Annotated in this window: 8 protein-coding genes; 4 read left to right on the forward strand and 4 right to left on the reverse strand. The window is 74.4% G+C overall.

Annotation, left to right across the window (positions count from 1 at the left end; translation table 11 throughout):
• Window positions 1–50: 50 nt before the first annotated feature.
• Window positions 51–1,295 carry a glucose-1-phosphate adenylyltransferase gene (glgC, locus tag ACFI33_RS00080; protein WP_036336851.1) on the reverse strand — a complete coding sequence of 415 codons (1,245 nt, stop codon included), beginning with the start codon at window positions 1,293–1,295 and terminating at the stop codon, window positions 51–53.
• Window positions 1,296–1,408: 113 nt separating this feature from the next.
• Here glgC and glgA point away from each other — a divergent pair, with 113 nt between their 5' ends.
• A complete protein-coding gene (glgA, locus tag ACFI33_RS00085) occupies window positions 1,409–2,605 on the forward strand; it encodes a glycogen synthase (RefSeq protein ID WP_036336853.1) in 1,197 nt (398 codons plus the stop codon).
• Between the two features lie 79 nt (window positions 2,606–2,684).
• On the opposite strand, the gene ACFI33_RS00090 is transcribed toward glgA, so the two are convergent.
• A complete protein-coding gene (locus ACFI33_RS00090) occupies window positions 2,685–4,808 on the reverse strand; it encodes an acyl-CoA dehydrogenase family protein (protein ID WP_036315214.1) in 2,124 nt (707 codons plus the stop codon).
• The gene (locus ACFI33_RS00095) at window positions 4,805–5,518 is read right to left on the reverse strand and encodes a TetR/AcrR family transcriptional regulator (protein ID WP_036336855.1); all 714 of its coding nucleotides are present in this window, start codon (window positions 5,516–5,518) and stop codon (window positions 4,805–4,807) included. Before ACFI33_RS00095 ends, ACFI33_RS00090 begins: the two co-directional genes overlap by 4 nt.
• Window positions 5,519–5,645: 127 nt before the next feature.
• Here ACFI33_RS00095 and ACFI33_RS00100 point away from each other — a divergent pair, with 127 nt between their 5' ends.
• Genes ACFI33_RS00100 through ACFI33_RS00110 form a run of 3 tightly spaced genes read left to right on the forward strand, consistent with a single transcriptional unit; the run spans window position 5,646 to window position 9,267 of the window.
• Entirely contained in the window at window positions 5,646–6,989 is a 1,344-nt protein-coding gene (locus tag ACFI33_RS00100; RefSeq protein WP_036336857.1) for an acetyl-CoA C-acetyltransferase, read from the forward strand.
• A gap of 32 nt (window positions 6,990–7,021) precedes the next feature.
• Entirely contained in the window at window positions 7,022–8,371 is a 1,350-nt protein-coding gene (locus ACFI33_RS00105; protein WP_036336858.1) for a 3-oxoacyl-ACP reductase, read from the forward strand.
• Window positions 8,372–8,373: 2 nt separating this feature from the next.
• On the forward strand, window positions 8,374–9,267 hold the full coding sequence (locus ACFI33_RS00110; protein WP_036336859.1) for a MaoC family dehydratase: 894 nt from the start codon (window positions 8,374–8,376) through the stop codon (window positions 9,265–9,267).
• 67 nt (window positions 9,268–9,334) lie between these two features.
• On the opposite strand, the gene malQ is transcribed toward ACFI33_RS00110, so the two are convergent.
• Entirely contained in the window at window positions 9,335–12,844 is a 3,510-nt protein-coding gene (malQ, locus tag ACFI33_RS00115) for a 4-alpha-glucanotransferase (protein ID WP_462623635.1), read from the reverse strand.
• Between the last annotated feature and the right edge of the window lie 20 nt (window positions 12,845–12,864).

The raw sequence follows: 12,864 nt of genomic DNA on the forward strand, positions 1-12,864 counted from the left end.
GGCGTGCCCGCGCGTCGGCGGTGGTCCGGGACCGGCGGCCCGGGGCCGCGTCAGTGCGGCTTCGGGACGGGCTGGCCCTTGGAGAGCACCGTCAGGCCGGATTCTGTCACGGTGTAGCCGTTCGCCTCGTCCTCGGCGCGGTCGAAGCCGATGCGCGCTCCCGGGGGCACGACCACGTTCTTGTCCAGGATCGCGTTGCGCACGTGGGCCCCCTCGCCGATCACGACGGAGTCCAACAGCACCGACTGCTCCACCCACGCCTCGTTCTGCACGCGCACGTCCGTGGAGAGCACGGACTGGGCCACGGTGCCGCCGGAGATGACCACGCCCTGGGAGAGGATCGAGTCGTTCGCCGAGCCGGGACGGCGGGTGGAGGAGCGCACGAGCTTGGCCGGCGGGGAGACGGACTGCCGGGTGTAGAGCGGCCACTCGCGGTTGTAGAGGTTGAACTCCGGCCACGGCTGCACCAGGTCCATGTGCGCGTCGTAGTAGGAGTCCAGGGTGCCGACGTCCCGCCAGTAGTGCTTGCCGGCCGTGCCGCCGGGCACCTCGTTGGAGGTGAAGTCGTACACCCCGGCCTCGCCGCGCTCCACGAACAGCGGGATGATGTCCCCGCCCATGTCGTTGTTCGACTCGGGGTTCTCCTCGTCCTGGTTCAGCGCCGCCACGAGGGCGTCCGTGTCGAACACGTAGTTGCCCATCGAGGCCAGGAACTGCGTGGGGTCGTCCGGCAGGCCGGGGGTCGTCTCCGGCTTCTCCACGAACGCCGAGATCCGCGTCCTGTCCTGCGGGTCCGTCTCGATCACCCCGAACGAGGAGGCCAGCTCGAGCGGCTGGCGCACCGCGGCCACGGTCGCCTTGGCGCCCGAGGCGATGTGCTGGTCCACCATCTGCTGGAAGTCCATGTGGTAGACGTGGTCCGCGCCGATGACGACGACGATGTCCGGCCGTGCGTCGTGGATCAGGTTCATGGACTGGTAGATGGCGTTCGCGCTGCCCGTGAACCAGTCCTTGCCCCGGCGCTGCTGCGCCGGCACGGAGGCCACGTAGTTGTTCAGGAGCGTGGACATCCGCCACGTCTCGGAGATGTGGCGGTCCAGCGAGTGCGACTTGTACTGCGTCAGCACGACGATCTCGCGGTACCGGCTGTTGACCAGGTTGGACAGCGCGAAGTCGATGAGGCGGTACGTGCCGCCGAACGGGACGGCCGGCTTGGCACGGTCGGCCGTCAGCGGCATCAGACGCTTGCCCTCACCGCCCGCCAGCACGACCGAGAGGACCTTCTTCTGCACCATCTGCGTCACTCCTCATGAGCCGGGTCGTCGCGACCCGCACGCGTGCTCTGGGCGTGCGGGGCATCCGTGCCGCCAGACTATCGACCCCCGCCGGGCTGAACTAGGTTGGGGGCGTGCGCATCGACATCGTGAGCAAAGAGTTCCCCCCGTCCATCTACGGCGGTGCCGGCGTCCACGTCGCCGAGCTGACCCGCGTCCTCGCCTCCCGCGTCGACGTCCGCGTCCATGCCTTCGGCGAGCCGCGCGACCCGGACTACCACGGGGCCCGCGTCCTGACGTACCCGAACCCGCCCGGGTTCGACGCCGCCAACGGGGCCGTGCAGACCCTGGCCACCGACCTCACGATCCTCGGGGACCTCGAGGGCGCCGACGTCATCCACTCCCACACCTGGTACGCCAACATGGCCGGCCATCTCGGCAAGCTCCTGCACCAGGTTCCCCACGTCCTCTCCGCGCACTCCCTCGAGCCGCTGCGCCCCTGGAAGGCGGAGCAGCTCGGCGGCGGCTACGCCCTGTCCAGCTGGGCCGAGCGCACGGCCTACCTCGGGGCGGACGCGGTCATCGCGGTCTCGGACGGCATGCGTCGGGACATCCTGGCCTGCTACCCGGACGTGGACCCGGCGAAGGTGCACACGGTCCACAACGGCATCGACACGCAGGTCTGGACCCCGCAGACCGGCACCGCCGCACTGGAGAAGTACGGAATCGACCCGGACAAGCCCTCCGTCGCGTTCGTCGGCCGCATCACGCGCCAGAAGGGCGTGCCCCACCTGCTCCGTGCAGCGCTGCGGTTGCCGGAGGACGTCCAGCTCGTGCTGTGCGTCGGCGCCCCGGACACCGCGGAGCTGGCGCACGAGGTGAACGAGTTGATCGCCGAGCTGCGACGCACCCGCCAGGGCGTCGTCGTGATCGAGGGGATGATCCCGCGCCACGAGGTGATGGAGATCCTCACGGCCGCCACCGTGTTCGCCTGCCCCTCGGTCTACGAGCCGCTGGGCATCGTCAACCTCGAGGCGATGGCGTGCGGCACCGCCGTCGTCGCCTCCGCCGTGGGCGGCATCCCGGAGGTCGTGCAGGACGGCGAGACCGGCCTGCTCGTCCCCTTCGAGCAGGTCGACGACGGCACGGGGGCACCCGTGGACGAGGAGGGGTTCGCCGCCGACTTCGCGGCCGCGCTCACCCGCGTCGTGGAGGACCCGGAGCGCGCCCGCGCGATGGGTGAGGCCGGCCGGACCCGCGCGATCGAGCACTTCTCGTGGGAGACCATCGCCGAGCGCACGATCGAGGTCTACGAGGCCGTGCTGCGCTGAGCCCGCCCGGCCGACCACGCAGACGTGCCCCCGCCACCGCGAGGTGACGGGGGCCCGGTGCGTCCGGGGACGGACGCGGTCAGCCGCGGCGACCCCGCGCCGCCTTCTCGCGGGCGCGCACGGCCTTCTCGTCCTCCGGCTCCTCGCCGGCGGCCCGGCGGGCCGTGAACCAGGCGTGGGCCTCCTCCTGGCGCTGGGTCTCGGCGTCCGTGGCCACCGCCATGCGCAGGTGCTCGGGCTCGAGGCCGAACGCCTCGACGAGCTCGAGGGCGAAGGGGCGCAGCCGCTCGGCCAGCCGGTTGACGTAGCCGCGCAGGGCCCGGGCGCGCTGGCTCGAGACGCGGCCGTGGGCCACGAACCAGCCGAGGTCGTCCTCGATGAGGCGCAGCGCGAACAGGTCGCGCAGCCACGTCAGGACGGTCTTCGTGGTCTCATCCGTGATGCCCTCCAGGGCGCGGGTGAAGGCCTCCCACTGCAGAAGCTCGCCGTGGTTGCGGGCGGCCTCGATGAGCTCGTGCTGGCGCGTGTTGAACGCCTCCGCCTGCGCCGCCTGGCCCTTGCCCCGGGCCCCCGAGAGGGTGCCGGCGATGTCGGCGGTCTTGGCACGGACGCGCTCGGTGAGCAGCTCATGCTGGACGGCGGGGTCCTTGAACCAGTTCGCCGAGCGGCGCTCGGACCCGCCGTCGGCCACGGACTGGACGGCCTTGTGCAGGCCCGCACGGTGGAGGGCGTCCGAGGCCTGGTGGACCACGTAGCGGGAGAGGGCGCCCACATTGAGACGTCCGAACTCCTTCGAGTAGTCGGTCAGCAGGCGCTTGCCCACGAGCTGCAGGAGCACCGTGTTGTCACCCTCGAACGTGACGTACACGTCCAGGTCGGCGCGCATCTGGGCCACCCGGTTCTCAGCGAGGAACCCGGCGCCGCCGCACGCCTCGCGGGCCTCCTGCAGGGTGTCCAGGGCGTGCCACGTGGTCAGCGGCTTCACGGCCGCGGCGAGCGTCTCGAGCTCCTGCCGGTCCACGTCCGTGTCGGAGCGGCCGGAGAAGACGTCGTCGAACTTCTCCACGAGCTCGTTGGAGGAGAAGGCGTCCGCGTAGGCGCGGGCCAGGCGGTCGATGAGGCGGCGCTGGTGGTTCTGGTAGTCCAGCAGCACCTCCTCCCGCTGCGGGTCGGAGGCCTTGAACTGGCGGCGCTGCTCCGCGTAGGCCAGCGCACCGTGCAGGCCGAGGAAGGAGGCCGTGGTGGCGGCGAGGGACAGGGAGACGCGGCCCTGGACGAGCGTGCCGAGCATCGTGAAGAAGCGACGCCCGGGGGAGGCGATGGGCGAGGAGTAGGTGCCGTCCTCGGCCACGTCGCCGTAGCGGTTGAGGAGGTTGGTGCGCGGGATGCGGACCTGAGTGAAGTGCAGACGGCCGTTGTCGATGCCGTTCAGTCCGCCCTTGAGGCCGTCGTCTTCGCCGCCCACGCCGGGCAGGAAGGCGCCCTTCTCGTCCCGGATGGGGACGTAGAAGCAGTGCACGCCGTGGTTGACGCCCCGGGTGATCAGCTGCGCGAAGACCGTGGCCGCCCTGCCGTGCAGCGCGGCGTTGCCGAGGTAGTCCTTCCAGGCGCCCTTGAACGGGGTGTGGATGACGAACTCCTGGGTCGCCTCGTCGTACGTGGCGGTCGTCGCGATCGAGGCGACGTCCGAGCCGTGCCCGATCTCGGTCATGGCGAAGGCGCCCGGGACGCTCAGGTCCATCGCGCCCGGCAGCCACCGGCGGTGGTGCTCCGCGGTGCCCAGGTGCAGGATCGCCGAGCTGAACAGGCCCCACTGCACACCGGCCTTGATCTGCAGGGAGGGGTCGGCGAGCACGAGGTCACCGAAGGCGGCGAGGTTGCCGCCGTGGTTGTCCTCGCCGCCGAACTCGCGCGGGAAGGCGCGGTGGACCGCGTTGCGCTCCACGAGGACGCCCAGCTGCCGCAGGACGCGGGCGCGGTGCTCGTCCATGCCGAGCAGCGGGTCGCGCCACAGGGCGGGATCCTTGACCAGTTCGCGGGATTCGCGGCGCTCCGCGGCCCAGCGGCCGAGGAGGGCCTCCTCGAGGGCCGCGGCGTCGAGGGAGCCGGGCGTCGGCCGCTCGGGCGCGATCTCGGCGACGTCGGAGGGAACCTCGGTGCTGGGCGTCGAGGACTGGGGGGCGAGCTTCTCGTGGACGGTCATGACGATGCTCCTGTTCGTGAGTGGGGGCGGGCGCGGTCGGCGTCCGCCGCCGCGGGTTCGAGGGAGGCGCCGGGCGCGGCACCGATGAGGCCGGTGAGCAGCCAGTCGGCGATGGCGCGGGCCATCGCCTCGACCGGGATGCGACCGGCGGCCGGGGTCCGCAGCCAGGTCTCGGCGGCGGCCCGGACGAGGCCGACGGCGGCGCGCGGCCACAGGGCGAGCGGGTCCGCCGGCGCCGGGGCGTGGCCCCGCGCGGCCATCCCGCGCGCCAGGCCCGACTCGAGCATGGCGTAGACGCGCTCGAGGAACGGGCCCAGCACAGGGGCCTCGGCCGCGGCGGGGGACGGGGCGACGGCGAACGCGTACACCTCGGGCGACGTCGCCGCGACCGTGAGGTACACCTCGACCATGCGACGCAGCGCCTCGGGTTCGGAGACCGGTTCGTCCGCGACCTCGAGCAGGCGGCGCTCCATGTGGGCGGTGACCCGCTCGGACACCGCCAGGCGCAGGCCCTCGCGGTCGCCGAAATAGCGGTAGTAGACGGTCTTGGAGGTGCCCGCGTGGGACGCGATCTCCTCCATCGAGGCGTGTGCGCCCAGGGCGTGCACGGCCGACCGGGCGGCCCGGACCAGTTCCAGACGGCGCTCGGCGCGGTGCCGGTCCCAGCGGACGCTGCGACCGTCCCGGGCGGTGGACGTGACGGGATTCACGAAACCGAGCGTATCAGGTACTGTGGATCACAGTCACCCACCCCGCCGACGTCCGTATCGTCCGTATCGTCCGGGGTGACAACGCCCCCGCCGCGTCGGCGGTGGGCCCGCCGTCGAGAGGACCGTCATGACCCACCACGAGACCCCCGCGTCCGAGACCGCCTCCCGCCCCGCCGTCGCCGGTGGAGCGCTGCGCCCCGCCGTCATCCTGGGCGGCAACCGCATCCCCTTCGCCCGCGCCAACACCGCCTACGCCGAGGTCGGGAACCAGGAGATGCTCACGGCCACGCTCGACGGACTCGTCGCGCGGTTCGGGCTCCAGGGCGAGCGCCTCGGCCAGGTCACCGCCGGCGCCGTCCTCAAGCACCCGCGCAACTTCAACCTCACCCGCGAGGCCGTCCTGGGCTCCGCGCTCTCCGCCGCGACCCCGGCCGCCGACGTCCAGGTGGCCTGCGCCACCGGCATGGAGGCCGTGGGCACCCTCGCCAACAAGATCCGGCTCGGCCAGCTCGACTCCGCCATCGGCGGCGGCGTGGACTCGATCTCGGACGCACCCGTCTCGCTCTCGGACGGCGCGCGCCGCGTGCTGCTGCAGCTCACCACCGCCAAGACCATGAAGGACCGCCTGCGCGCCCTCGCCCAGCTGCGCCCCGGTCAGCTCGTGCCCGAGCCGGCCGGCGCGGGCGAGCCGCGCACCGGCATGTCCATGGGCGAGCACCAGGCCCTAACCACCCACAAGTGGGGCATCACCCGTCAGGCCCAGGACGAGCTCGCCGCGGCCTCCCACCGGAACCTCGGCGCTGCCTACGCCGCCGGGTACATGGACGATCTGGTGACCCCGTTCCATGGCCTGGCCCGCGACAACAACCTCCGCCCCGACTCCACGCCGGAGAAGCTGGCCGGCCTGAAGCCCGTGTTCGGCCGCCAGCTGGGGGACGAGGCGACCATGACGGCCGGCAACTCCACCCCGCTCACCGACGGCGCCTCCGCGGTGCTGCTCTCCTCCGAGGAGTGGGCCGCCGAGCGCGGACTGCCCGTGCTCGCCGAGTTCGTGGACATGGAGAACGCCGCCGTGGACTTCGTCGACGGACACGAGGGCCTGCTCATGGCCCCCGCCTACGCCGTCCCGCGCCTGCTGGCCCGGCACGGGCTCACCCTCGACGACCTCGACTTCGTGGAGATCCACGAGGCGTTCGCCGGCACCGTCCTGTCCACGCTCGCCGCCTGGGAGGACGAGGAGTACTGCCGCGAGCGCCTCGGGCTGCCGGGTGCGCTGGGCTCGGTGGACCGCGCCCGGCTCAACGTGCACGGTTCCTCGTTGGCGGCCGGTCACCCCTTCGCCGCCACCGGCGGCCGCATCGTCGCCCTGCTGGCCAAGATGCTGCATGAGAAGGGGGAGGGCTCCCTCGGCCTCATCTCCGTCTGTGCCGCCGGCGGCCAGGGCATCGTCGCCCTGCTCCGCGGCCGCTGAGCCCCGACCGACCCGACCCGAGAGGACCGACCATGACCGACCGTTACGGCACCTTCGTCGCCTCGCCCCTGGGCCGCCGCCTCACCGGCGCCCTGGGCCTGCCTCAGCCCGTCGAGCTGCGCCGGCACACCCCCGGCGACCCCGTGCTGCCCGGCTCCGTGCTCGTCCTGGGCGCGACCCCCGCAGCCGCGGACGCCCGCACCCTCTTGGCCTCGTGGGGCCTCGAGGTCGCCGACGCCCCCCGGGAGGGCGCCCGCCACGCGGCGATCGTCGCGTGCTTCGACGGGGTCGCCACGCCCGCGGACCTCGGCGCGGTGGCGCTGGAGATCGGCGGCGCGCTGCGCTCGCTGGGCTCCTCCTCGCGCGTGGTGACCGTGTTCGAGGACCCCGAGGCCGCCACGGACCCGGCCCTGCGCGCCGCCCGCCAGGGCGTGACGGGCCTGACCCGCTCGATCGCGCACGAGATGCGCCGTGGCGGCACCGCCAACGGCCTCGTCCTGGGCGAGGGCGTGCCGCTCACTGCCCCCGGTGCGGCCGGCGCGCTCGCGTTCCTGCTCTCCGGTCGCGCGGCGTACGTCTCCGGCCAGTTCGTGCCCGTCTCCACCGCCGACGGCGCGGTCCCCGCCGACGCGGCGCGCCCCCTGGCCGGCAAGGTCGCCGTGGTCACGGGCGCCGCCCGCGGCATCGGCGCCGCCATCGTCCGGACGCTGGCCCGCGACGGGGCCGTCGTCGTCGGCGTGGACGTCCCGGCGGCGGGCGAGACGCTGGCCAAGGTCGTGAACGAGGTGGGCGGCACCGCGCTCGCCCTGGACATCACGGCGCCGGACGCCGGCGCGCGCATCCTCGAGCACTGCCGCACCCGGCACGGCCGGATGGACGTGGTGGTGCACAACGCCGGGATCACCCGGGACCGGATGCTGGCCAACATGGACGCCGCGCGCTGGGACTCCGTCCTCGCTGTGAACACCACGGCCCAGCTGGCCATGAACGAGGCGTTCCTCGCCGAGGACGCCCGGGACGTGGCGGGCCACGGGCTGCGCATCGTGGGCCTGGCCTCCATCTCCGGCATCGCGGGCAACCGCGGCCAGACGAACTACGCGGCATCCAAGGCCGGGGTGATCGGCCTGACCGCGGCCTCCGCACCGGTCCTCGCGGCCCGTGGGGGCACGATCAACGCGGTGGCCCCGGGCTTCATCGAGACCGAGATGACCGCGAAGATCCCGCTCGCCACGCGCGAGGTGGGCCGGAGGCTCAACTCGCTCCAGCAGGGCGGCCTGCCGCAGGACGTGGCCGAGACGGTGGCCTGGCTCGCCTCGGACGCCGCAGGCGGCACCAACGGGGCCACGCTGCGGGTCTGCGGCCAGTCGAAGCTGGGGGCGTGAGGATGCAGACCACGCAGCTGTCCGCCCCGCCCTCCCTCGCCCGGCTCTACGCCCGGGCCGCCAGGCAGGCCGCCACGGACGCCGTCGTCCGTCGGCGCCGTCCCCGCGAGCTCCCGGACCGTCAGGTGGTCGTGACCGGCCACCGCATCCCGGCCGAGGCCGTGTCCGCGTGGCGCGGGGCCGTCGGGTCCGCGGATCCGGCGGACCTGCCCTCGGTCCTGGTGCACACCCAGGTGTTCGGTGCGGCGATGGAGCTGATGGCCGACCCCGAGTTCCCACTGCCCCTGCCCGGACTGGTGCACCTGAGCAACACCGTCCTGCACCACCGGCCCGTCGCGGCGGAGACCCCGCTGCGCGTCACCGCGCGTGCCGTGGGCCTCGTCCCGCACCACGCAGGCACCGCCGTGGACGTCGTCGTGACCGTCGAGGGGCCCGGCGACGACGGCGAGGAGGCACTGCTGTGGGAGGGCGTCTCCCGGTACCTCGCCAAGGGCGTCCACCTCTCCGGCCTGCGTCCCGAGCGGCCCGCCCGCGAGGACTTCGTGCCCCCGACGCCGACCGCCCAGTGGCGCTTCGGGACGGGGGCCGGACGCCGGTACGCGGGCGTCTCCGGAGACTGGAACCCGATCCACCTGACGGGCGTCTCGGCCCGACTGTTCGGCATGAAGGGCGCGATCGCCCACGGGATGTTCCTGGCCGCCCGGATGCTCGAGGGCCGTGAGCCGGCCGGCGCCGGGTTCCGCTGGCACATCGACTTCGAGGCACCCGTCGTGCTGCCGACCACCGTGGCCGTCCGCTACGCGCCCGGGCCCGACGGCGGCACGCGCGTGTGGGGCTGGGATGCGCGGCGCCGGCGCCCGCACTTCTCCGGGGAGATCACTCCGCTCGAGCCCTGATGGCCACCGGACCCGCGCTCCGGCCCGCCGAGACTCGCTGTCTCGGCGGGCCGGTGACCGCGGCGGCTCAGGCGTCCAGCCCGGGCGACCGCCGCGGCACGGCGGCGACGGCCTCGAGCAGCCCGTCCGCGTAGGCCTCCCACGAGTGACCGGCGGCGTGACGCACGGCGCCGGGCCCCAGCGCGGCCCAGGCGTCACGATCCGCCAGGATCTCGGCCAGGGCATCGGCCCACGCCTCAGGGGTGCCCGCCGTCACGTGGTGGCCGGACACGCCGTCGAGGACCGCGTAGACCAGTCCGCCGACCCGGTGCGCCAGCACGGGCGTGCCGCAGGCCTGTGCCTCGAGGGCGACCAGGCCGTAGGTCTCGGACGCGCTCGGCATCGCCACGACATCCGCCGCCCGGAACTGGGCGGCCAGGGCGGGCGCGGGCACCGGCGCGGAGAACGTCACCAGGTCGGCGACCCCCTCCTGCACGGCCAGGCTCGCCAGGTCCAGCTCGTCGTCCCCCGAATCGGCGCCGTTCACGTGCAGGCGCACGCCCGGGTCGGCGCCCTTGCCACCGGCCCGCTCGCGCAGCACCCCGAGGGCGGACACGAGCAGGTGCGGGCCCTTGTGCCGCTGCACGCGGCCGGCGAACAGAACCCGCAGGGCTCCGTTGTCGTCCGGTGCGCCCGGCCACTGCGCGGCACCGTCCGGCGTGAACGTCTCGAGGTCGGCCGCGGGGGGCAGCACCCGGGTGCGGGCGCGGGGCACGTCCAGCAGCTCGCGCAGGTCGGCGACCTCGGCGGCGGAGTTGACCACGAGCAGGTCGGCTCGCCCGACGATCTCACGCTCGGCCTCGATCCGGGCGGCCGGCTCGCGCAGCTCGGGGTCCTCGAGCATCTTCGCCGCCGCCGTGGTGTGCATGGTCTGCAGGTACGGGGCGTGCGCCGCCCGCGCCAGGGCCGCGGCGGTGGACCCGGAGAGCCAGTAGTGGCCGTGCACGAACGCGACCGGGGGGGCCTCCGCTCCACCGAGGACGGGACCGCCCGGCACGGCGTCCGAGGCGAGCCAGTCGAGGGCCGCGCGGGTGAACTCGTCGCGGAGGCCCGCCAGATCCGCCTTGGCCACGGGAGCGGACGGCCCGGCCGCGAGGTCGACCACCGTGACCGGCGGGGCCTGCCCGCCGGCGTCCAGCATCCGGACCCGTGCGCCGTCCGGCCCCACCGGCTCCTCCGCCCGGGTCAGCAGGATCATCCGCACGCCCCGGCGGGCCAGGGCCACGGCGGCCTGCCGCACGTAGACGTTCATGCCGCCGGCGTCGCCGCGGCCGGGCTGGGCCAGCGGGGAGGTGTGCAGGCTGACCCCGATCCCCACCGGCACGGACGCCCGCAGTTCGGCGTCCACGGCGTCGAACAGCCGGGCCGCCGACGCCGAGTCCGCCAGGTCCTCGACGGAGACCATCCGTCCGGCGCCGTCGCCGAGCGGCACGGTCCAGTTCGGGTACTGGTCCTGGAGAGTGCCGGGCTGGTTCTGGATGCGCCGCTCGCCCACGGCGTCCACGAGCGCCACGCTGTGCAGGGCCGAGGGCGCCTGCGCGAGCAGGCGGTACAGGGCCACGATCTGGCGTTCGCGCACCTCGGGGCCGGCGTCGGGGACGTCCACGTCCGCCTCGGCGAGCAGCCCGCGCCGGGCCGCGGCGGCGAGGAACGCGCGCACCTCCTCCGCCGACCGGCGGCGTTCCTGGGCGACGTCCACGGTGTAGAGGCCCAGCCGTTCGCGCAGGTCCACCTGGACGCCCTCGAGGTAGCCGGCCGTCGGCGGCAGGTCATGCGTGTTCACCGCCGCCATGGCCAGCCGCCGGTAGCGCTCCGGCGGGGTGGGCTCGCCGTCCTCCTGCTCGAACCAGAGGATCGACGTGCCGAGCACGCCGGCCTCGGCCAGGCGACGCTGCACCCACGGCTCGAAGGTGCCGAGGTCCTCGCCCACCACGACGACGCCGGCCCGCTCGGCCTCGAGCGTGAGCACGGCGAGCATCGCCTCGTGGTCGTACTCGACGTACGCGCCCTGGGTGGCGCCGGCGCCCTCCGGGATCCACCACAGGCGGAACAGCCCCAGGACGTGGTCCATCCGGATGCCGCCCGCGCCGCGCAGCACGGTGCGCAGCATGTCCCGGAACGCGGCGTAGCCGGTCTCGGCCAGACGGCGCGGATGCCAGGGGTGCTGCGACCAGTCCTGGCCCAGCTGGTTGAACAGCTCCGGCGGCGCGCCGACGGACATGGTCGGCACCAGCACGTCCCCGAGCATCCACGCGTCCGCGGTCTCGCGGGTGGCCCCGACTGCCAGGTCCACCATGACGCCCATGCGCATGCCGGCCGCCCGGGCCCGCTCCTGCACGCCGGCGAGCTGCTCGGCGGCGATCCACTGCACCCAGCGGTGCAGGTCGACGTCGGTCGCGCGTTCGACGCGGACCCGCTCGGCCTCGACCCCGCCCGGCGCCCAGGCCGGGTCGGCGAGATCGGGCCCGGTGCCGTCGCCGTCCAGGCGCAGGACGGACCAGAGGGCGAAGTCGTCCAGGCCCGGGCCGGCCTCGGCGCGGAACCGCGCGTAGGCGGCCTCGCGCTCGGGGGAGCGGGGCACCTCGTGCACGCGGCGCAGCGCGGGCCACAGGACGGCGGCGACGGCGGCCCGGTCGATCCGGCCGGTGCGCTCCAGCTCCGCCTGGACGCGGGCGCCGGCCGACCGCAGCTCCGCCTGCTCCGCGGCGGGCAGGTCGGCGAACTCGGGGATCGAGGGCACGTGCACGACCAGCGCCGAGAGGAACCGACGGGAGACGGGGGAGTAGGGGGAGTCCGCCGGATGGGGGCCGGGCTCGACCGCATGCAGGGGGTGCAGCAGCAGGAAGTCGGCACCGTGCCGGGCGACGATCTCGGCCAGGGACCCCATGTCCGCCGCGTCGCCGATGCCCCACGAGTCCGCCGAGGTCACCGAGTAGCCCTGCGCGGCCGCGCCCCAGCCGCGGCGCTCGAGGAAGGGACGCGGCGTGCTCAGCCGGGCCGGGGCGCAGACCAGGACCGCGGAGGCGGTGGAGCCGGAGCCGCTGGTCACCTCCAGCCGGTGCCAGCCCGGGGCGAGGTCGGCGGGGATCTGAACGTGGACGCGCTCGCGCTCGACGCCGTCGACCAGGCGGACCTCGGACACCGGCTCGCTCACGCTCACCTCGAGGGTCCGCCCGTCCTCTGTGTGCACGCGGGCCACGACCGGCTCGCCCGCGGCCACGTGGCACGGCACGGACAGGCGGTGACCGGACCGGGCGGCCACGGTGGGCGGGAGCACGTCCCGCCAGGGGGCCGTCTCCGCCTCCTCCACCGCCTCGGCCAGGGCGGCGACCCCGTCCGGACGGACCGACACCCCGAGGGCGGCGAGCACCTTCACGAGGGCCTCGTCCGGCACGGTCTGGGCCGAGCCGTCCTGCCCGACGTACTCGGGCTGCACCCCGTGGGCTCGCGCGAGCCGATGCAGCAGTGCGGGGGCTTCCAGGGCCATCGGGTCCTCCATGCCGTCGTGCGGTTCCACCGACGGCGCCTGCCGTCGCACGGACACCACTCTAGAGGGGA

This window comes from Micrococcus sp. PSi08 (genome assembly GCF_054960655.1).

Excerpts from the sequence above, each read along its gene's own strand:
- glgC (WP_036336851.1), bottom strand. The coding sequence starts at position 1,295 with ATGGTGCAGAAGAAGGTCCTCTCGGTCGTGCTGGCGGGCGGTGAGGGC.
- ACFI33_RS00090 (WP_036315214.1), bottom strand. The coding sequence starts at position 4,808 with ATGACCGTCCACGAGAAGCTCGCCCCCCAGTCCTCGACGCCCAGCACC.
- ACFI33_RS00100 (WP_036336857.1), top strand. The coding sequence starts at position 5,646 with ATGACCCACCACGAGACCCCCGCGTCCGAGACCGCCTCCCGCCCCGCC.
- ACFI33_RS00105 (WP_036336858.1), top strand. The coding sequence starts at position 7,022 with ATGACCGACCGTTACGGCACCTTCGTCGCCTCGCCCCTGGGCCGCCGC.
- ACFI33_RS00110 (WP_036336859.1), top strand. The coding sequence starts at position 8,374 with ATGCAGACCACGCAGCTGTCCGCCCCGCCCTCCCTCGCCCGGCTCTAC.